This window comes from Streptomyces sp. NBC_00370, assembly GCF_036084755.1.
Classification (GTDB): domain Bacteria; phylum Actinomycetota; class Actinomycetes; order Streptomycetales; family Streptomycetaceae; genus Streptomyces.
The window spans coordinates 7,832,643-7,855,510 of record NZ_CP107968.1; the positions used below are offsets into that span (position 1 = coordinate 7,832,643).

The window sequence follows — 22,868 nt, forward strand, 5'->3', positions numbered from 1 at the left end:
GCGCGGGATGCGCGGCGGCGCCGGAGGGGCCGCGATCGGCCTCATGAACGCCGAGCACCCCCTGCTCAACGGCGTGGTCGAACTGGCCGAGGGCGAAGGCGTGTTGTTCACCGGGCGGCTCTCGGTCCAGTCGCACCCCTGGCTGGCCGACCACGCGGTGCTCGGCAGGATCCTGCTGCCCGGTACGGCGCTGCTTGAGCTGGCTGTCCGGGCCGGTGACGAGGTCGGCTGTGACCGCGTGGACGAGCTGACGCTCGCTGCCCCGCTGGTGCTGCCGGAGCGCGGAGCCCTTCAGACCCAGGTACGGGTCGGCACCACCGACGGGACCGGGCGGCGTACCGTCACCGTCCACTCCCGTCCCGAGGGCGGGACCGAAGCGCCGTGGACGCAGCACGCCATGGGCGTCCTGGCGGTCGGAGGAGCCGGTGCTCCCACCGACTTCGACGCCACGGTCTGGCCGCCCACGGACGCCGAAGAGGCGGATCTGGACGGTTTCTACGAGGCACGCGCCGCCGACGGTTTCGCGTACGGTCCGGTGTTCCAGGGCCTGCGGTCCGTGTGGCGGAGGGACGGCGAGGTCTTCGCCGAGGTGAGCCTGCCCGACGGCCTCCAGGAGGAGGCGCAGGCCTTCGGTCTGCACCCCGCGCTGCTGGACGCCGGGCTGCACGCGGCCTGGTTCACCGGGCCTGACCAGCGGGGCGGTGTGCCGTTCTCCTGGAGCGGCGTCTCGCTGCACGCGTCCGGCGCCTCGGCCGTACGGCTCCGGATCACCCGAGACGCCGACGGAGCCGTGGCGATGGCCGTCGCCGACACCACGGGCGCGCCGGTCGCGTCGGTGGAGTCGCTGGCGATGCGGGCCCTGTCCGACGAGGCCCTGAGCGAGTCCGACGCGCTGACCCGGGACGCGCTGTTCCGGCTGGACTGGACCCCGCTCGCCGCCACGTCCACCGAGGCCGCGCAGCCGGTGACGGTCCTCGGCCCGGACTCCCTGGGCCTGCTGGCAGCGCTGCGTGCCGCGGGTGTCGAGGCGGACACCTACCAGGACGTGACGGATTCCGCCGCCACGGACACGCCCGCCACGGACATCCCGCTGTCCGGCGTCGTCCTGATCCCCGTAGCCGGGGACCCGGCCGCCGAGACCACAGGATCGGTGCACGCACTCACCCACCGGGCCCTGGCACAGCTCCAGGCCCGGCTGGCCGACGTGCGGTTCGCCGAATCCCGCTTCGTCTTCGTGACCCGTGGCGCTGTCGGCGGCCGTGATGTCGCCGCCGCCTCGGTCCGGGGTCTCGTACGGTCCGCGCAGTCCGAGAACCCCGGTTGCTTCGGGCTGATCGATCTCGACCCGGAGGACTCGGAGGGGACGGCCGTACTGCCGCCGTCGGCCCTGCGGACGGACGAGCCGCAGCTGGTGGTCAGGGACGGCGCGGTGCTGGCCGGGCGCCTGGTGCGCAGGCCGGCCGCCGAATTCGATGTGAGCCCGGTGTGGGACGCCGACGGCAGCGTGCTGATCACCGGCGGTACCGGTGGTCTGGGCGCGGTCGTCGCGCGCCATCTGGCCGCCGAGCACGACGTACGGCGGCTGCTGCTGGTCAGCAGGCGGGGACGCGCCGCCGACGGCGTCGAGGAACTGGTCGCCCAGTTGGAGCTGCAAGGAACCGCGGTCGCGGTCGAGGCGTGCGACGTGGCCGACAGGGAAGCACTGGCGGCCCTGCTGTCCGTACACCCCGTCTCCGCCGTGGTGCACGCCGCGGGCGTACTGGACGACGGTGTGGTCGGGTCGCTGACTCCCGAGCGGCTGGACACGGTCCTGCGGCCGAAGGTGGACGCGGCCTGGCACCTGCACGAACTGACCCGTGATCTCGACCTGTCCGCCTTCGTGATGTTCTCCTCCGTCGCCGGTGTGTTCGGCAGCGCGGGGCAGGGCAACTACGCGGCGGGCAACGCCTTCCTGGACGCCCTGATGGCACGCAGGCAGTCCGAGGGCCTGCCGGGGACGTCCCTCGCCTGGGGCCCGTGGGACCAGTCAGGCGGCATGACAGGGACGCTCTCCGAGGCCGACACGGAGCGGATGGCGCGCTCCGGTGTGCCCGCGCTGTCGGTGGAGCAGGGCGTGGCGCTGTTCGACGCGGCCCTGGCCACCGGTGACGCCGTACTCGCGCCGGTCAGGCTCGACCTGCCGGTCCTGCGTGCGCAAGGTGAAGTCTCGCCGCTGCTGCGGTCGTTGATCCGTACCCGCTCCCGCAGGGCCGCGGTCGCCGGATCGGCCGCCGCCGCAGGACTCGTGGAACGACTGGCCGTGCTCACCACGGTCGAGCGCCAAGAGGTGCTGCTCGACCTGGTACGCGGCCAAGTGGCCCTCGTACTCGGGCATGCCGACGCCGCGGCGGTCCACCCGGGCCGCGCGTTCCGTGATCTGGGCTTCGACTCGCTGACGGCGGTGGAGCTGCGAAACCGGCTCAACACCGCCAGCGGACTGCGGCTGCCCGCCACGATGGCGTTCGACTATCCGACGGTCCAGGCACTCGTCGACCATCTGCTGGACGAACTGCTCGGCCCGGACGCGGCAGTGGCCGCGCCCGTCGTCACGCGGAGCGCGGCGGTGGCGGACGATCCGATCGTGATCGTCGGGATGAGCTGCCGCTATCCGGGCGGAGTCGGTTCGCCGGAGGATCTGTGGCAGCTGGTGAGCGAGGGCGCGGACGCGATCTCCGGATTCCCGGTCGACCGTGGCTGGGACGTGGACGGACTGTTCCATCCGGACCCCGACCACATGGGGACCTCCTACACGCGGTCCGGTGGATTCCTGCATCAGGCGGGAGAGTTCGACCCGGCGTTCTTCGGGATGAGCCCGCGTGAGGCGCTGGCCACGGACTCGCAGCAGCGGTTGCTGCTGGAGGCGTCGTGGGAGGCGATCGAGCGGGCCGGCATCGACCCGGTCACGCTGCGGGGCAGCCGGACGGGTGTCTTCGCCGGGGTGATGTACAGCGACTACACCGGCCTGCTGGCGAGCCCCGAGTTCGAGGGCTTCCAGGGCGGTGGCAGTACGAGCCTGGCGTCTGGCCGGGTGTCCTACACGCTGGGTCTTGAGGGCCCGGCGGTGACGGTGGACACGGCGTGCTCGTCGTCGCTGGTGGCGATGCACTGGGCGATGCAGGCGCTGCGCAGTGGTGAGTGCTCCATGGCACTGGCCGGCGGGGTGACCGTGATGTCCACGCCGACCGTGTTCGTCGACTTCTCGCGGCAGCGCGGGCTGGCCCCTGACGGGCGGTGCAAGGCGTTCTCCGAGTCGGCCGACGGTGTGGCCTGGTCGGAGGGGGTCGGCATGCTGGTGCTGGAGCGGCAGTCGGACGCGCTGCGTAACGGTCACGAGATTCTGGCCGTGGTGCGGGGCAGCGCGGTCAACCAGGACGGTGCCTCGAACGGTCTGACCGCGCCTAACGGACCCTCCCAACAGCGCGTCATCCGGCAGGCGTTGGCCAGCGGTGGGCTCACCATGGACGACGTCGATGTGGTGGAGGCGCACGGTACGGGTACGTCGCTCGGTGACCCGATCGAGGCGCAGGCGCTGCTCGCGACGTACGGCAGGGACCGTGACCCGGAGCGGCCGTTGCTGCTGGGGTCGGTGAAGTCCAACATCGGCCACACCCAGGCAGCTGCTGGTGTGGCGGGCGTGATCAAGATGATCATGGCAATGCGGCACGGCAGTCTGCCCCGGACGCTGCACGTCGATGCCCCGTCCTCCCATGTGGACTGGACCGAGGGCGCGGTGGAGCTGCTGACCGAGGAGACGGCCTGGCCGCAGAGTGACCGGGTGCGGCGTGCGGGTGTGTCGTCGTTCGGTATCAGCGGGACGAACGCGCACGTGATCCTGGAGCAGCCGGCGACGGTGATCCAGGGGACGGTCGTCGACACGGCCGAGGCGCCGGTCGTGGAGTCGGGTGTGGTGCCGTGGGTGCTGTCCGGCAAGACACCGGAAGCCCTGCGCGGCCAGGCGGACCGGCTGCTCTCGTACGTCGAGGCCCGGCCGGAGGCGCGACCCGTCGACGTCGGATTCTCGCTGGCCACCAGCCGGTCGGTCTTCGAGCACCGCGCGGCAGTGCTGGCGGCCGACACCGCGGATACGGTACGAGCCCTGACGGCACTCGCGGCAGGCGAACCGGACCCGCTGGCGGTCTCCGGTTCGACCGTCGCAGGGAAGACGGCGTTCCTGTTCTCGGGTCAGGGTTCGCAGCGGTTGGGGATGGGCCGGGAGCTGTACGGCCGGTTCCCGGTGTTCGCCGACGCGCTGGATGCCGTACTGGCCGAGCTGGACGGTGAGTTGGGCCGTTCGCTGCGGGATGTCATCTGGGGTGACGATCCCGAGCTGCTGAATGAGACCGGGTTTACACAGCCGGCGTTGTTCGCGGTCGAGGTGGCGTTGTTCCGGTTGGTGGAGTTGTGGGGTGTGGCGCCGGACTTTGTGGCCGGTCATTCGATCGGTGAGGTCGCGGCTGCTCATGTGGCCGGGGTGTTCTCGCTGGCGGACGCCGCGCGTCTGGTGGTGGCGCGTGCTTCGTTGATGCAGGGGCTGCCTGCTGGTGGTGCGATGGTCGCGGTGCAGGCGACGGAGGACGAGGTACTGCCACTACTGACCGGCGAGGTGTCGATCGCGGCCGTCAACGGTCCATCCTCGGTGGTGGTTTCGGGTGCCGAGGACGCGGTCCTCGCGGTCGCCGCGCAGCTGGCCGAGCAGGGTCGTAAGACGAACCGGCTGCGGGTCTCGCACGCGTTCCACTCGCCGCTGATGCAGCCGATGCTGGACGAGTTCCGTGCCGTCGCTGACGGCTTGGACTTCCGGACGCCGCGTATCCCGGTCGTCTCGAACCTGACCGGAGGTCTCGCGAGCGCCGATGAGCTGTGCTCCGCCGACTACTGGGTGCGGCATGTCCGCGAGGCCGTCCGCTTCGCCGACGGAGTGCGGTTCCTGGCGGGACAGGGCGTCGGCACGTTCGTGGAACTGGGCCCGGACGGGGTGCTCTCCGCCATGGCCCGTGAATCCACCGCGGACGACGCGCTCGTCGTGCCGGTCCTGCGCAAGGACCGGCCCGAGGAACTGGCCGCCGTCACGGCGCTCGCACAGCTCCATGTGCGGGGCGTCCCGACCGATCAAGCCGCTGTGTTCGCGGGGACGGGCGCGGTGCGGGTCGACGTACCGACGTACGCCTTCCAGCACCAGTGGTTCTGGCCCGCGCGACTGCTGGGCGGCGCGGGTGACATGCGGGCAGCCGGTCTCGGCTCGGCCGAGCATCCGCTGCTGGGCGCTGCGGTCGAACTGGCCCAGGGCGAGGGCATGTTGTTCACGGGCCGGCTCTCCGTCCAGTCGCATCCGTGGCTGGCGGATCATGCGGTCATGGACCGGGTCCTGCTGCCGGGCACCGCGCTGCTGGAGCTGGCGTTCCGCGCCGGTGACGAGGTCGGCTGCGACCGCGTCGAGGAACTGACCCTCGCCGCACCGCTCCTGCTGCCCGACAGCGGCGCGGTACGGGTGCAGGCGCGGGTGGGCGTCGCCGACGACACGGGCCGGCGCTCCATCACGGTGCACTCCCAGCCCGACAGCGCGGACGAGCAGTCGTGGACGCAGCACGCGACGGGCGCAATCGCCGTCGGTGCGCGCAACGCGCAGACCGACTTCGACGCCGCCGTGTGGCCGCCTACAGGCGCTGAGACACTCGACGTCGAGGGATGCTACGAGCGGTTCGCGGAACTAGGCTTCGGCTACGGTCCGGTGTTCCAGGGGCTGCGCGCCGCCTGGCGCCGCGACGGTGAGATCTTCGCCGAGGTGAGTCTCCCGGAGGACACGCGCGACGACGCGGCCGCGTTCGGTCTGCATCCCGCGCTCCTCGACTCCGCCCTGCACGCCTCGCTCCTCGCGAGTGACGGTGCGGAGGGCGCCGGGGGTCTGCCGTTCTCCTGGCAGGGCGTCTCGCTGCACGCGACGGGCGCTTCGGCCCTGCGCGTACGGATCGCCCCCGCAGGCGACGACGCGATATCGGTGACCGTCGCCGACACTTCCGGTGAGCCGGTCGCCTCGGTCGACTCCCTCGTCGTACGGACCGTGTCGAGCGACCAGCTTCGCGGGGCGGCCGGGGCAACCGGGCCCGCCAGGGAAGCGCTGTTCGGCCTGGGCTGGGTCCCGGTGGCCGCTCCCTCCGACGCTGTGTCCGGTGCGGTCGCCGTGGTTGGCCCGGACGTTCTCGGCCTGGCCGAAGGCTTGGCGGACACCGGCGTCGCGGTCGGTACGTACCCGGATCTGGCGGCACTGACGGCGGGGGAATCCCCCGTGCCGGACGTGGTGGTGGTGGCGGTCGCCGACGCGTCCTCCGAGGGTCAAGTGGCCCAGTCCGCGCACGCGTTGACTGCCGACGTCCTGGCCCTGGCGCAGGAGTGGTCGGCCGATGACCGGTTCGCCGGTTCGCGGTTGGCGTTCGTGACGCGGGGTGCGGTGGCGGCCGGTGACGAGCAGGTCTCCGATGTCGCCGCCGCTACGGTGTGGGGACTTGTCCGTACGGCGCAGACCGAGAACCCCGGTTGCTTCGGGCTGATCGACCTCGGTTCCGACGGATCGGCGGCCCTGCTGCCGCAGGCGCTCGGTTCGGACGAGCCACAGTTGGTGATCAGCGAAGGCGGCCTGCGTGCCGGACGCCTCACCCGCATGACCGTTGCCGGTCCCGAGTCCGATGCGGACACGGCGTGGGACGCCGAGGGCACTGTGCTGATCACCGGCGGTACGGGTGGTCTGGGCGGCCGGCTGGCCCGCCATCTGGTGACCGAACGGGGCGTACGGCAGCTGCTGTTGCTCAGCCGCAGCGGTCTCGCGGCCGACGGCGCCGAGGCGCTGGTCGCGGAACTCACCGAGCAGGGAGCTGACGTCGCGGTCGCCGCCTGCGATGTGGCGCACCGGGAAGCGCTGGCCGAACTGCTGGCATCGGTTCCGGCGGAGCATCCGCTGACGGCCGTGGTGCACACGGCGGGTGTGCTGGACGACGGCATCATCGGTTCGCTGACTCCCGAGCGACTGGACACGGTCCTGCGGCCGAAGGTGGACGCGGCCTGGAATCTGCACGAGCTGACGCGTGATCTCGACCTGTCCGCGTTCGTGATGTTCTCCTCCGTCGCCGGTGTGTTCGGCAGCGCGGGGCAGGGCAACTACGCGGCCGGCAACACCTTCCTGGACGCGCTCGCCGCGCACCGGCAGACCGAGGGCCTGCCGGGCCTGTCGCTCGCCTGGGGACCGTGGGAGCAGGGCGCGGGCATGACCGGCGCGCTGGCCGACCGCGATCTGCGCCGAGCGGAGGACGCGGGCATGCCACTGCTGTCCGTCGAACACGGCATGGCCCTGTTCGACGCGGCGCTGACCGCCGGCGAACCGCTCGCGGTCCCGGTGCGGCTGGACCTGCCGGCCCTGCGGGCGCAGGGCATCGCCCCCGCGCTGCTGCGCGGACTGGTCCGTACACCGTCGCGCCGTGCGGCCACACCAGGCGCAGGCGCTGACACCGGTCTGACGCAGCGGCTGAGCCGCCTGAATCCGGCGGACCGGCACGAAGTGCTGCTGGATCTCGTACGCGCCCAGGCGGCGCTGGTACTGGGACACGCGAGTGTTGCCGACATCGACGCCGAGCGCGCGTTCCGCGATCTGGGCTTCGACTCGCTGACGGCGGTGGAGCTGCGGAACCGGCTCAACACGGCGACCGGGCTGCGGCTGCCGGCCACGATGGCCTTCGACTATCCGACGCTGACCGCGCTCGCGGACCATCTGCTGGACGAACTGCTGGGGGACGAGGCCGAATTGGCCGTCCCGGTGTCGTCCCTGCCGCCCATGGCGGACGATCCGATCGTGGTCGTCGGAATGAGCTGCCGCTACCCCGGCGGGGTGACCTCACCGGAGGACCTGTGGCGGCTGGTCACCGAGGGCGGGGACGCCGTCTCGGACTTCCCCGTCAACCGTGGCTGGGACGTGGACGCGCTGTTCCATCCGGACCCCGACCACAACGGCACGTCGTACACCCGCTCGGGTGGATTCCTGCACGAGGCGGGCGAGTTCGACCCGGCGTTCTTCGGGATGAGCCCGCGTGAGGCGCTGGCGACCGACTCGCAGCAGCGGCTGCTGCTGGAGGCGTCGTGGGAGGCGATCGAGCGGGCCGGCATCGACCCGGTCACGCTGCGGGGCAGCCAGACCGGTGTCTTCGCCGGGGTGATGTACAACGACTACGGGACCACGCTCAACGGCAAGGAGTTCGAGGGCTTCCAGGGCCAGGGCAGCGCGGGCAGCGTGGCGTCCGGCCGCGTGTCGTACACGCTGGGCCTTGAGGGCCCGGCGGTCACGGTCGACACGGCGTGCTCGTCGTCGCTGGTGGCGATGCACTGGGCGATGCAGGCGCTGCGCAGCGGTGAATGCTCGATGGCGCTCGCCGGTGGTGTGACGGTGATGTCCACGCCGGGCACCTTCGTCGAGTTCTCCCGGCAGCGCGGCCTCTCGCCCGACGGGCGGTGCAAGGCGTTCTCCGAGTCGGCCGACGGTGTCGGCTGGTCGGAGGGTGTCGGCATGCTGGTGCTGGAGCGGCAGTCGGACGCGGTACGCAACGGGCACGAGATCCTGGCCGTGGTACGCGGTAGCGCGGTCAACCAGGACGGTGCGTCGAACGGCCTGACAGCACCCAACGGTCCCTCGCAACAGCGGGTCATCCGGCAGGCGTTGGCCAGCGGCGGACTCTCGCCCGCAGACGTGGACGTGGTAGAGGCGCACGGTACGGGTACGACGCTGGGCGACCCGATCGAGGCGCAGGCGCTGCTCGCCACGTACGGCCAGAGCCGCGAGCCCGAGCGTCCGCTCTGGCTCGGCTCGCTCAAGTCGAACATCGGGCACACGCAGGCCGCCGCCGGTGTCGCGGGCGTGATCAAGATGATCATGGCGCTGCGGCACGGCGTACTGCCGCGGACGCTGCATGTGACCGAACCGTCCTCGCACGTGGACTGGTCGGCGGGCGCCGTGGAACTGCTCAGCGAGCAGAGGGCCTGGCCGGAGGCCGGTCGGGTGCGGCGTGCGGGTGTGTCGTCGTTCGGTATCAGCGGGACGAACGCGCACGTGATCCTGGAGCAGCCGGCGACGGTGATCCAGGGGACGGTGGTCGACACGGCCGAGGCGCCGGTCGTGGAGCCGGGTGTGGTGCCGTGGGTGCTGTCCGGCAAGACGCCGGAAGCACTGCGCGGCCAGGCGGCGCGGCTGCTCTCGTCCGTCGAGGCGCGACCGGAGTCGCGTCCGGTGGATGTCGGGCTCTCGCTGGCCACCGGCCGGTCGAGGTTCGAGCACCGGGCGGTGCTGCTGGCCGGTGACCTGGCTGATGTGAGCCGTGCGCTGGCGGCGGTGGCGGCCGGTGAGCCGGATGCCTCGGTGGTGTCCGGGCCTTCGGGCAGTGGCAAGCGCGCGTTCCTGTTCTCGGGTCAGGGCAGCCAGCGGCTGGGTATGGGCCGGGAGCTGTACGAGCGCATCCCCGTCTTCGCCGAGGCGCTGGATGCCGTACTTGCCGTACTGGACGACGAGTTGGACCGTCCGCTGCGGGACGTCATCTGGGGTGACGACGCGGAGCCGCTGAACGAGACCGGGTTTACCCAGCCGGCGTTGTTCGCGGTCGAAGTGGCGTTGTTCCGGCTGGTGGAGTCGTGGGGTGTGACCCCGGACTTTGTGGCCGGTCATTCGATCGGTGAGATCGCTGCGGCTCATGTCGCCGGGGTCTTCTCACTGACCGACGCCGCGCGTCTGGTCGTGGCGCGTGCCGGACTCATGCAGGCGCTGCCTGCCGGTGGTGCGATGGTCGCGGTGCAGGCGACGGAGGACGAGGTTCTCCCGCTGCTGACCGACGGGGTGTCGATCGCGGCGGTCAACGGACCGTCCTCCGTGGTGCTGTCGGGCGATGAGAACGCGGTTCTGGAGATCGCGGCCCGGCTCCAGGAGCAGGTCCGTAAGACCAACCGGCTGCGGGTCTCGCACGCCTTCCACTCACCGCTGATGCAGCCGATGCTGGACGACTTCCGTGCCGTCGCGGAGACCCTGACGTACGCCGAGCCTTCGGTGCCGGTGGTGTCCAACCTGACAGGCCAGCTCGCGACCGCCGAGGAGCTGTGCTCCGCCGAGTACTGGGTCCGGCACGTACGCGAGGCCGTCCGGTTCGCCGACGGGGTACGGACCCTCGCCGCTGAAGGCGCGACCGTGTTCCTGGAGCTGGGTCCGGATGGTGTGCTGTCGGCGATGGCCCAGGAGTCGGTGCCGGACGGCGCGTTGACCGTGCCGGTGCTGCGTAAGGACCGGCACGAGGAGACGACGGCCGTCGGCGCACTGGCTCAACTACACGTGCGCGGGGTACGCGTCGACTGGCCGGCGTTCTTCGCCGGAACGGGAGCGCGGAAGATCGACCTGCCGACGTACGCCTTCCAGCACCAGTGGTTCTGGCCGACCGGTGCGCACGGCGTGGCGAACGCGGCTGCGGTCGGACTGACGTCCGCCGAGCACCCGCTGCTCAACGGCACCGTCGAACTGGCCGAGGACGAGGGTGTGTTGTTCACGGGCAGGCTGTCTGTCCAGTCGCATCCGTGGCTGGCGGACCACGCTGTCATGGACCGCGTCCTGTTGCCGGGGACCGCTCTGTTGGAGCTGGCGTTCCGCGCCGGTGACGAGGTCGGCTGCGACCGCGTCGAGGAACTGACCCTCGCCGCACCGCTCGTACTCCCCGAGCGCGGCGCCCTGCGGACCCAGGTACGCGTCGGGGTCGCGGACGACACGGGGCGGCGTACCGTCACCGTCCACTCCCGCCCTGAGGGCGCGGCGGACGCGTCCTGGACCCAGCACGCCACCGGCGTACTGACCGCCGGGGGTCAGCGGCCGACGGGTGGCTTCGACGCCACCGTCTGGCCGCCCGCGGACGCGGAGAGCCTGGACGTCGAGGGGTGCTACGAGCGGTTCGCGGAACTCGGTTTCGGTTACGGTCCGGTGTTCCAGGGGCTGCGGGCCGCCTGGCGTCGTGGCGGCGAGGTCTACGCCGAGGTGGGTCTCCCGGAGGAGGCGCAGGGCGATGCCGCCGCGTTCGGTCTGCATCCCGCGCTCCTCGACTCCGCCCTGCACGCCTCGCTCCTCGCGAGTGACGGCGAAGAAGGGTCCGGGGGTCTGCCGTTCTCCTGGCAGGGCGTCTCGCTGCATGCGACAGGCGCTTCGGCCCTGCGTGTACGGATCGCCCCCGCCGGCAACGACGCGCTGACGATCGAGGTCGCCGACACGACGGGCGAGCCGGTCGCCTCGGTGGACTCGCTGCTTGTACGCACCTTGTCGAGCGCGCAGTTGACCGACACCGGAGCGGTCGGCAGGGACGCACTCTTCCGGCTGACCTGGACTCCCGTCCAGGACGAGCCGAGCGTCCCGCAGTCCGCCGCCGTGCTGGGAGTTGACGGTTCGGGCCTGGCCGACGCGCTGGCGGAGTCCGGCGTCGCCGTCGAGACGTACGCCGACCTGGCGGAGCTCGCGGCCGGTGGGACACCGGTGCCGGACGTGGTGCTGGTGGGCGTGACCGGTGATACCGGCGACCGGGTGGTGGAGTCCGCGCACGCGCTGACCGCAGACGCGCTGGCACTGATCCAGGGCTGGCCCGCCGAGGAGCGCTTCGCGGGATCGCGCCTGGTGTTCGTGACGCGTGGCGCGGTCGCGGACGGCGACGACGAGGTCAAGGACATCGTCGCCGCCTCGGTATGGGGTCTGGTCCGCTCGGCGCAGACGGAGAACCCCGGCAGCTTCGGACTGATCGACCTGGGCTCGGACGAGACGTCAACCAACCCTCTGGCGGCGGCTCTTGGCATCGACGAGCCGCAACTTCTCCTCCGCGAAGGCGGAATCCGGGCGGGACGGCTGGCCCGGGTGGTCGTCGGCTACGACCGCGCCGAGCACGCCTGGGACGCCGAGGGCACGGTGTTGATCACCGGTGGCACGGGCGGTCTGGGCGGTGTGCTCGCGCGGCACCTGGTGGCTGAGCGCGGCGTACGGCAGCTGCTGCTGGTGAGTCGGCGGGGCGCGAACGCGCCGGGCGCCGAGGAGTTGGTGGCGGAGCTTGAGCGACAGGGTGCCGAGGTCGCCGTCGAGGCGTGTGATGTGGCGGATCGTGAGGCGCTGGCGGCGCTGCTCTCCGTGTATTCCGTCTCCGCCGTGGTGCATACGGCGGGGGTGCTGGACGACGGTGTGGTCGGTTCGCTGACTCCTGAGCGGCTGGACACGGTGCTGCGTCCTAAGGCGGACGCGGCCTGGAACCTGCATGAGCTGACCCGTGATCTCGACCTGTCCGCGTTCGTGGTGTTCTCGTCCGTGGCCGGTCTGTTCGGCGGCGCGGGACAGGCCAACTACGCGGCGGCGAACGCCTTCCTGGACGCGTTGGCCGCTCGTCGGCGGGCCGAGGGCCTGCCCGGTGTGTCGCTGGTCTGGGGCCCGTGGGACCAGTCCGGTGGGATGACCGGAAGCGTGACCGAAACGGACATGCGACGGATGGAGAAAGCGGGCATGCCGCCGCTCTCCGCCGACCAGGGTGTGGCGCTGTTCGACACGGCGCTCGCCACCGGGGAGTCCGTGGTCGCGCCGGTACGGCTCGACCTGGCGGCGTTGCGAGCACAGGGCGAAGTCCCGCCACTGCTGCGGTCGTTGATCCGTACCCGCACCCGAAGGACCGCGGTGGCCGGGGCAGCGACCGCCACCGGGCTCGCCGCCCGGCTGGCCCGACTCGACCCCGTTCAGCGGCAGGAGGCGCTGCTCGACCTCGTACGGGGTCAAGTCGCCCTCGTACTCGGCCACGCCGGCTCGGCGGCCGTTGACGCGGCCGTCCAGTTCCGGGACCTGGGCTTCGACTCGCTGATGGCGGTCGAGCTGCGGAACCGGCTGTCGCAGGTGACGGGCCTGCGCCTCACCGCCACGCTGATCTTCGACTATCCGACGGCGAGTGTGCTCGCCGACCATCTGCGTGACGAGTTGTTCGGGACGGAGGCCGACGCCTCGGTCCCGGTCCGGCTGCTGCCGTCGCTCGCCGACGATCCGATCGTGGTCGTCGGGATGAGCTGCCGCTATCCCGGCGGGGTGACCTCGCCGGAAGATCTGTGGCGGCTGGTGAGTGAGGGGACGGACGCTATCTCCCCCTTCCCGGTGAACCGTGGCTGGGACGTGGAATCGCTCTACCACCCGGACCCGGCCAACAAGGGCACGTCCTATACGCGTTCGGGCGGGTTCATGCATGACGCGGGCGAGTTCGACCCGGAGTTCTTCGGGATGAGCCCCCGTGAGGCGATGGCGACCGACTCGCAGCAGCGGCTGCTGCTGGAGGCGTCGTGGGAGGCCGTCGAGCGGGCGGGAGTCGACCCGCGGTCGCTGCGCGGCAGCGCGACGGGCGTGTTCGCCGGTGTGATGTACAGCGACTACGGCACCACGCTCAACGGCAAGGACTTTGAAGGCCACCAGGGCCAGGGCAGCGCGGGCAGCGTGGCATCCGGCCGCGTCTCCTACACCTTCGGGTTCGAAGGGCCCGCGGTCACGGTGGACACGGCGTGCTCGTCGTCGCTCGTGGCGATGCACCTGGCGGCGCAGGCGCTGCGCACCGGCGAGTGCTCCATGGCGCTGGCCGGCGGTGTGACGGTGATGTCGACGCCGGGCGCCTTCGTGGAATTCTCCCGGCAGCGGGGGCTGGCCCCCGACGGGCGGTGCAAGGCGTTCTCCGAGTCGGCCGACGGGGTCGGCTGGTCCGAGGGTGTCGGCATGCTCGTCCTGGAGCGCCAGTCCGACGCGCTGCGCAACGGGCACGACATCCTGGCCGTGCTGCGTGGCAGCGCGATCAACCAGGACGGGGCGTCCAACGGCCTCACCGCGCCCAACGGCCCTTCGCAGCAGCGGGTGATCCGGCAGGCGCTCGCCGGTGGTGGACTCTCCGCCGACGACGTCGATGTGGTGGAGGCGCATGGTACGGGTACGTCGCTCGGTGACCCGATCGAGGCGCAGGCGCTGCTCGCGACGTACGGCAGGGACCGTGACCCGGAGCGGCCGTTGCTGCTCGGTTCTGTGAAGTCCAACATCGGCCACACGCAGGCCGCCGCGGGCGTCGCCGGGGTCATCAAGATGATCATGGCGATGCGGCACGGCAGCCTCCCGCGGACACTGCACGTCGATGCGCCGTCCTCCCATGTGGACTGGACCGAGGGCGCGGTGGAGCTGCTGACGGAGGCCACCGAATGGCCCGAGTCCGGTCATGCACGCCGTGCGGGTGTGTCGTCGTTCGGCATCAGCGGTACGAACGCGCACGTCATCCTGGAACAGCCCGCGTCGGCGGCCACCCCCGCGCCTGCGCCCGAGCTGCCTGACACGGCGGTGCCGTGGCTGCTCTCGGGCCGGACGGCGGACGCCTTGCGGGACCAGGCGGCCCGGCTGCTGTCCGTGGTCGAGACGCGGCCCGAGCTGCGTCCGGTGGATGTCGGCTTCTCGCTGGCCACCAGCCGTTCGGGCTTCGAGCACCGAGCGGTGGTACTGACCGCCGACCCGGCCGACCGGCTGCGGGCACTCACCGCGCTGGCGGCCGGTGAGCCCGACCCGCTCGCCGTCTCCGGCACCGCGACCGGCGGACGGACAGCGCTGCTGTTCTCGGGTCAGGGCAGCCAGCGGCTGGGGATGGGACGCGAACTGTACGAGCGCTTCCCCGTCTTCGCCGAGGCGCTGGATGCCGTACTTGCCCAGCTGGACGGTGAGTTGGGCCGTCCGCTGCGGGATGTCATCTGGGGTGACGACGTGGAGCTGCTGAACGAGACCGGCTATACCCAACCGGCATTGTTCGCGGTCGAGGTGGCGTTGTTCCGGCTGGTCGAGTCGTGGGGTGTCACCCCGGACTTCGTGGCGGGCCACTCGATCGGTGAGATCGCGGCGGCCCATGTCGCCGGGGTCTTCTCACTGACCGACGCCGCGCGTCTGGTCGTGGCCCGTGCCGGACTGATGCAGGCACTCCCGGCCGGCGGCGCCATGGTCGCCGTCCAGGCGGCAGAGGACGACGTCACCCCGCTACTGACCGACGGCGTGTCGATCGCAGCCGTCAACGGACCCTCGTCCGTGGTGCTTTCGGGCGCCGAGGACGCGGTGCTGGAGGTCGCGGCGCTGCTGGCGGAGCAGGGCCGTAAGACAAGCCGGCTGACTGTCTCGCACGCCTTCCACTCGCCGCTGATGGACCCGATGCTGGCGGACTTCCGCGCGGTGGTGGAAACACTGTCCTTCGAGACGCCGCGCATCCCCGTCGTGTCGAACCTGACCGGCGGCCTGGCGGCGCCCGACGAGCTGTGCTCGGCCGAGTACTGGGTACGGCACGTCCGCGAGGCCGTCCGCTTCGCCGACGGGGTAAGGACCCTCGCCGAACAAGGCGTCACCACGTTCCTGGAGTTGGGGCCGGACGGCGTACTCTCCGCGATGGCCCAGGAGTCCGTGGAGGACGGCGTGGTGACCGTCCCGGTCCTGCGCAAGAACCGGGACGAAGAACCCACCGCACTCGCCGCTCTTGCTCATGTGCACGCGCACGGTGCCACGGTGGACTGGAGCGGATTCTTCGCCGGAACGGGCGCACGGCGCGTCGAGTTGCCCACGTACGCCTTCCAGCACCAGTGGTTCTGGCCGGCCGGTTCACCGTCGGCCGCGGGTGACGTGCGCGCGGCCGGGCTGGGCTCCGCCGAGCACCCGCTGCTGGGCGCTTCGGTCGAACTCGCCGCAGGGCAAGGTGTGGTGTTCACCGGCAGGCTCTCTGTCCAGTCGCATCCGTGGCTGGCCGACCACGCGGTCATGGAGCGGATCCTGCTGCCGGGTACGGCGCTGCTGGAGCTGGCCATCCGGGCAGGTGACGAGGTCGGCTGCGACCGGGTCGAAGAACTGACCCTTGCCGCACCGCTGTTGCTCCCGGAGCGCGGCGCCGTACGCGTACAGGTCGCGGTGGGCACCCCCGACGACGCCGGCCTCCGCTCCGTGGGGATCTACTCCCGCCCCGAGGACGCGCCGGACGACGCCCCCTGGACCCAGCACGCAAGCGGCGCGCTGGCCGAGGGCTCCGGTGCGCCGCAGAGCGAATCCGACGCGCGGCACGCGGCGTTCGACGCCACGGTCTGGCCGCCTAAGGACGCCGAGACCCTGGAACTGGACGGCTGCTACGAGCGGTTCGCCGACGCCGGGTTCGCCTACGGCCCGGTGTTCCAGGGGCTCCAGGCAGCCTGGCGGCGGGACGGCATGATCTTCGCCGAGGTGAGCCTGCCGGAGGACGCCGAGGGTGAGGCCGCCGCGTTCGGTCTGCATCCCGCGCTGCTCGACTCCGCCCTCCACGCCTCGCTGCTCGCCGGTGAGGACGAATCGGGCCCTGCCGCCCTCCCGTTCTCCTGGGCGGGCGTCTCGCTGCGGGCAAGCGGCGCTTCGGCGCTGCGGGTCCGGATCGCTCCCGCCGGGGACGGCGCCATGTCGATCACGGCCGCCGACACCTCCGGAGCGCCGGTCGCCTCGGTCGACACCCTCCTCGTACGGGCCGTGTCGGGTGAACAGTTGAACGCGACGGCCGGAACGGCGAAGGACGCGCTCTTCGTACAGAACTGGATTCCGGTGCCTGTGCCGTCAGATACGGGCGATCCCGGGTCTGTTGCCCTGGTTGGTCCTGACCGTTTCGGTCTCGCCGCCGGCGCTGACGGGACCGACGGCGGATCCGCCGCGGTCGTCGGGACGCACTCCGACCTCGCCGCACTGGCCGCGTCCGACGCGCCCGTACCGGATGTGGTCCTGGTCTCCGCCCTGGGCGAGTCGGCCGACGCCGTCCCGGCATCGGTACGGGCGCTCACGGCCTGGACGCTGGAGCACCTTCAGGGATGGCTCGACGAGGAACGGTTCGCCGGGTCGAAGCTGGTGTTCGTCACCCGAGGCGCGGTGGCGGTGGACGGTGGCGCCGTGGCCGATCTGGCGGCGGCCTCCGTCCGGGGCCTGGTCCGCTCGGCGCAGACCGAGAACCCCGGCTGCTTCGGTCTGCTGGACCTCGACCCCGCCGACTCCGCCGTCGGCACCGAGTTGCCCCCGCTGTCGGCGGCGCTCGGCTCGGACGAGCCGCAATGGGCCCTGCGCGGCGGGGAGTTCAGGGCCGCGCGGCTGGACAGGGCCGTACTCCCCGAGCCGGCGACCGCCGACGGTCACGACAGGGACGACAACGGCTGGGAGCGGGGTGGCACCGTCGTCGTCACCGGCGGTACCGGTGGTCTCGGCGGGATACTGGCCCGGCACCTGGCCGCCGAACACGGCGTACGCCGTCTGCTGCTGCTCAGCCGCCGGGGCCTCGGCGCCGACGGCGCGCACGACCTCGTACAGGAGCTGGAACAGCTCGGTGCCGAGGTCACGGCGGCAGCCTGTGACGCCGCCGACCGGGACACCCTGGCCGGGGTCCTGGCGGCGGTGGACCCGGCGCATCCGGTGTCGGCGGTCCTGCATTGCGCCGGTGTACTGGACGACGGGGTGATCCGCTCGCTGTCCCCGGCGCGGCTGGACACCGTACTGCGGCCGAAGGTCGACGCGGCATGGAACCTGCACGAGGTGACCCGCGGCCTGGATCTCTCCGCCTTCGTGGTGTTCTCCTCCGTGGCAGGGGTGTTCGGCGGCGCGGGGCAGGGCAACTACGCCGCTGCGAACACCTTCCTGGACGCGCTGATGGCACAGCGGCGGTCCGAGGGACTGCCCGGTGTGTCGCTGGCCTGGGGGCCGTGGGACCAGGCAGGCGGCATGACCGGCAGTGTCACCGAGGAGGACATGCGACGGCTGGCCCGCTCGGGTATGCCGGCGCTCTCCGCCGACGAGGGTGTGGCGCTGTTCGACGCGGCGCTCACCGCCGCTGAGGCGCTGGTCCTGCCCGTACGGCTGGATCTGCCGGCGCTCCGGGCGCAGGGCGAGATCCCGGCGCTGCTCAGGGGGCTGATCCGGACACCCGCCCGGCGGTCGGTCGCGACCGCCGAGCGGACGGCCGACTCGCTTGCCGAGCGGCTGACCGGACTGACCGAGGAGGAGCGCGGGGACGTCCTGCTGAAGCTGGTCCGCGACGAGGCGGCGCTGGTGCTCGGACACGCGGACGGGACGGCGGTCGGGGCGACCCGGCAGTTCCAGGAGCTGGGCTTCGACTCGTTGACGGCGGTGGACTTCCGCAACCGGCTCAACGCGGCCACCGGGCTGCGGCTGCCGGCCACGCTGCTGTTCGACTACCCCACCCCGGCCGATGTCGTGGACCATCTCCGCGGCCGGCTCGTGACGGAGGAGGCCACCGGCGTCGGATCGGTGCTCGCCGTCCTCGACCACCTGCAGAAGGCGATGACGGAGATGACCGTCGATGCCCAGGAATACAAGCATGTCGCCGGACGAATCGAGGTACTGAGGACGAAGTGGGCCGCGCAGGGCAAGGAATCGGCGAACGGCAGCGGCGAATTCGATCTCGAAGGGGCTTCGGACGACGATGTGTTCGCGCTTCTGGACGACGAGCTGGGTCTGTCCTGACCTGGTCCGTTCCCGGCTCCCCGCGGCTCGGCCCGGAGCCGGGGGCGGGGCCTGGCAAGTCGGCTCGCCGGGGGATCGTCGAGAGTCTAGGGAATTTCCCACTGTCCGTCCTAGTGGAATGGGGCGGTCGCCCACCGGGCCGAAACGCTCGGCCTACCGCTAGGAGGAGACGATGACGACGTCCACCGAGGAGAGCCTCTGGGCGCGCGGCTTCCACCCCGCGCCCGACAGTGCCAGACAGCTCTTCTGTTTCCCCCACGCGGGTGGCTCGGCGTCCTTCTACTTTCCCGTGTCCGCTCAACTGTCGTCCGTGGCAGAGGTGTTCGCGGTGCAGTACCCGGGCCGCCAGGACCGGCGCAAGGAGACGAGCCCCAGTGACATCGGGACCATGGCCGACCAGGTCTACGGGGCGCTGCGTGAGCGGCTCTTCGCCCGGCCGACGACGTTCTTCGGGCACAGCATGGGCGCGACGCTCGCTTTCGAGGTCACGCGGCGGTTCGAAGCCGACGGCGGCAAGCTCTCCCATCTGTTCGCCTCGGGGCGGCGCGCGCCGTCGCGCTTCCGGGACGAGGACGTGCACCGGCGCAGTGACGACGGGATCGTCGCCGAGCTGAAGCTGATGTCCGGCACCAACACGGAGCTGCTCGGCGACGAGGAGATCCTGCGGATGATCCTGCCCGCGATCCGCAGCGACTACGAGGCCATCGAGACGTACCGCTGTGAGCCGGGGACGGCGGTCCGGGCTCCGATCACCGCGCTGACCGGGGACAGCGACCCGAAGACCTCGCTGGACGAGGCCGAGGACTGGCGTGGGCACACCGGCGGACCCTTCGAGCTGAAGGTCTATCCCGGTGGCCACTTCTACCTCACCTCCCAGGCGCCGGCCGTGCTGTCGCTTCTGCGGGAGCACCTGTCCACCGGTGTCTAGGCCGGGTCGGCGAACAGGGCAAGTCCGTGAGTGGTCGTGCCCCTGAGGTCCCGGCCAACTCGCGACGCGTCGTACGCACGCGTGTTCCGTAGCGCCCCGGGTAGGCGAAATGCGGTGGCCTCGGCTCTGCGTATTCTGCTTCGCGCCGGGTAGCCACCCAGGTCCGGGCATCTGTTGTGTCCACGCCAAGTGAGGAGTTCTCGATGCTGGATCAGGCCGAGTTCGCGGGTTTGTCCAGCATCCTGGTCGGTCGTGCCGAAGAGTCGCGGCTGCTGGACCATCACACCGAAACGGCGCGGGCGGGACAGCCCGGACTGGTGATCGTGTCCGGCCCGGCCGGCATCGGGAAGTCCAGCCTGTTGGCTGCCTTCCTGGCCGGCGACGCGTGCCGCGGTGTGACCGCCCTGCACGCGGTCTGCGGCCCCGCCACGGCAAGCTCGGCATACGGCGCTGTCCGGGAGCTGTTCGGCCCGCTGCGGCTCGGTGGCGAGGACGCCGAGAATGCCGAAGGCGCGGAAGAAGCCGAGGAAGCAGCGGGCGCGGCGGACTCACCCCTGCTGCGAGGTGTCGCCCCCCGCGCGCGGTCCGTGCTCGGCGCCGACCCGGCCGGGGAAGGACAGCGGGGCCAGGACCTGTCCGGCCCCCCGGCCGCCTATCAGGTGCTGTACGGGCTGTACCGCCTCGCGGCGAACGTGATGGCGGAGCGCCCGCTCGTGCTCGTCCTCGACGACGTGCACCAATGCGACGAACACTCCCTGCGCTGGATCGATTTCCTGCTCCGGCGCGCGGACGACCTGCCGCTGCTCGTCGTGCTCGCCCGCCGCAGCGAGCACGAACCCGCCGCCCCCGCCGCTCTCGCGGAGATCACCGCGCAGCGCCGGCCCGCCGTGCTGCGGCTGGCGCCGCTGACGTACACGGACGTCGGGGAGATGGTGCGGCGGATCCTCCCGCTCGGCGCCGGTACGCACGTCCCCGCCCGCGGCCAACCCCCCGCTCCTGCCGCCGCCGTCACCGCCGCTACGGCGGACCCCGCCGAACGGACCTTCGTCGAGCAGGCCACGGCCGTCTCCGGCGGCAACCCCCGCACCCTCGGCCGGCTGCTGGACGCGCTGCGCGCCGAAGGCGTACGGCCGGACGAGCACGGGGTGGGCCGCGTCGCCGAGGTCGGCGGTGAGGTCGCCGCGGACTCGGTCCAGGGACTGCTGGACCGGCAGCCGCCCTGGGTGCGCGACGTGGCCACAGCCGTCGCCGTCCTCGGTGAGGAGTCAGCCGACCTGGTCGGCCCCCTCGTCGGGGTGGCCCCCACGCTCGTGGCGCGGGCCCTGCTGATCCTGCGGTGCGCCGGATTCGTCGCGCCGGACCGGACGGAGCTGATCCACGACTCGCTGCGCTCGGCCGTACTCGAACCGATCGGCGCCCACGGTCTGGCCCAACTCCGCACCAGGGCAGCGCTGTTGCTCAGCGACGCAGGCCGGCCCGCCGAGCATGCCGCCGGTCAGCTCATGCTGCTGCCCGCGCTGCCGCAGTCCTGGATGCCGGACGTGCTCAGGGACGCGGCGGACCAGGCCGGCAGCCGGGGCGCGCCCGACACGGCGGTGCGGTATCTGTACCGGGTGCTGGAGGCGGAGCCGGACAGTGTGCGGCTGCGCCTCCAGATGGCCAAGTCGCTGGCGGAGAGCGATCCGCCGCACGCCATCCGGCTGCTGGACGAGGCGCTGGCCCGCTCCGACGACATCCGCACCAAGGCGAAGGTCGCCGTCCAGTACGGCATGACCTGCCTCGCCGTACAGAAGTCACGCACCGGGGTACGGGTCGTCGAAGAGGCCCTGACGGACCTGGACGCCGGACTCGGGACCGGCACCTGCCCCGTCGACCCGGCCGACCGCGAACTGCGCACCCAGCTCGAATCAGTTCTGCTGATCGTCGGGGCGAGGGAGAAGACGACGATCTCCACGGTCCGCGACCGGGCCGAGCGGCTGACCGCCCCGCCCGGCGACACCCCGGCCGAGCGCCAGATGCTCTCCATGATGACCGTGCTGAACGCGATGGGGGGCCACTCCGCCGAGCAGACGGTCGAACAGGCCCGCCGGGCTCTGCGGTTCCAGGGATGCGAGCTGGAGAGCTGGCTGCTGATCACCTCGGCCTTCGCCCTCACCCTCGCCGACGAGGTCGGTGAGGCCCTGGACGCGCTGGACCGCCTTCTCCAGTACGGCCAGGACAACGGCGCCGTCTGGACCTACGTGGCCGCCCTGTCCGCCCGGGCCCTGCTGCTGCACAACATGGGCGCTATCCCCGACGCGCTCGCCGACGCCCAGACGTCGATCGAGATCATCACCCAGGAGAACTGGCGCGACAGCGCGCCGCTCGCGCAGGCCGCGCTCGCGACCGTACTGGTCGACCGGGGCGAGCCCGAACGGGCCGAGGAACTGCTGGCCGGTATCAAGCCCCCGTCCCTCGACCGTTTCGTCATCGAACATCACTGGTACCTGATGGCCCGCGCCCGCGCCCGGCGGGCACTCGGCGACCCGGAGGCGGCGCTCGGTCTGTACCTGCGGTGCGGCGAGTCCCTGGCACAGGCCCGCTTCACCAACCCGGCGTTCCTGCCCTGGTGGGCGGAGGCCGCGTGTCTGCTGGCGGGCATGAACCGGGCCGACGAGGCCCGGGAAATCATCGAGTACAGCAGCGAGTTGGCCGCGCGGTGGGGAACACCGCGGGTACGGGGCCTCGCCGTGCTGGCCGACGGGATGACCACTCCGGGCGGGGCCGGCGTCGAGCTGATCACCGAATCGGTCCGGCTCCTGGCCGATTCGCCCGCCCGGGGCGAACACGCCAAGGCCGAGTACCTCCTCGGCCGGGCCCTGCTGAAGACCGGTGACCAGCGCGCGGCCCGCGAACACCTGCGCACCGCCGCCGACCTCGCCCAGCGCTGCGGCGCCCTCGCGCTCGCCGGGGACTCGCGCAAGCTGCTGGTCACCGCGGGCGGCAGGATGCGCAAGATGAGCGCCTGTCCGCTGGACATGCTGACCGCGATGGAACGCAGGGTGGCGGGACTGGCCGCCGACGGAGCGAGCAACCGGTCCATAGCGGAGTCCCTCTTCGTCACCGTACGGACCGTGGAGACGCATCTGACGAGCGTCTACCGGAAACTCGGTGTCAGCCGCCGTACCGAACTCGGCGCCGTCCTGCACACACCCGACATCCCCGACAGACAACCACCTGGCTGGGCGTTCGAGTCACGCCGACAGAGCTGAAGCGAGCTGAGCGAGGCGGTGCGTGTGACAGGCCGGAGTGGCGGAACTCCGAACCCGAGAACCATGAAGTCGATGTACGGTCCGAACCCCCGTCGGGCCGTACCAC

3 protein-coding genes (1 of these 3 only partly in view) are annotated in these 22,868 nt (G+C 71.7%); all 3 read left to right on the forward strand.

Annotated elements, in window-relative coordinates; all coding sequences use genetic code 11:
* Positions 1–18,583, forward strand: the 3' portion of a protein-coding gene (locus tag OHS57_RS34380) for an SDR family NAD(P)-dependent oxidoreductase (RefSeq protein WP_328584469.1). The gene continues 14,180 nt to the left of window position 1, outside the view; the window shows 18,583 of its 32,763 coding nt (coding positions 14,181–32,763); its start codon lies off the left edge, out of view; the stop codon is at positions 18,581–18,583.
* A gap of 172 nt (positions 18,584–18,755) precedes the next feature.
* Positions 18,756–19,511: a thioesterase II family protein gene (locus OHS57_RS34385; protein WP_328584470.1), complete on the forward strand. Its 756-nt coding sequence runs from the start codon at positions 18,756–18,758 to the stop codon at positions 19,509–19,511.
* A gap of 203 nt (positions 19,512–19,714) precedes the next feature.
* Complete coding sequence (locus tag OHS57_RS34390) at positions 19,715–22,762, forward strand: helix-turn-helix transcriptional regulator (RefSeq protein ID WP_328584471.1); 3,048 nt, start codon at positions 19,715–19,717, stop codon at positions 22,760–22,762.
* Positions 22,763–22,868: the final 106 nt, after the last annotated feature.

Coding starts and splice junctions, on each gene's coding strand:
- OHS57_RS34385 (WP_328584470.1), top strand. CDS start 18,756: ATGACGACGTCCACCGAGGAGAGCCTCTGGGCGCGCGGCTTCCACCCC.
- OHS57_RS34390 (WP_328584471.1), top strand. CDS start 19,715: ATGCTGGATCAGGCCGAGTTCGCGGGTTTGTCCAGCATCCTGGTCGGT.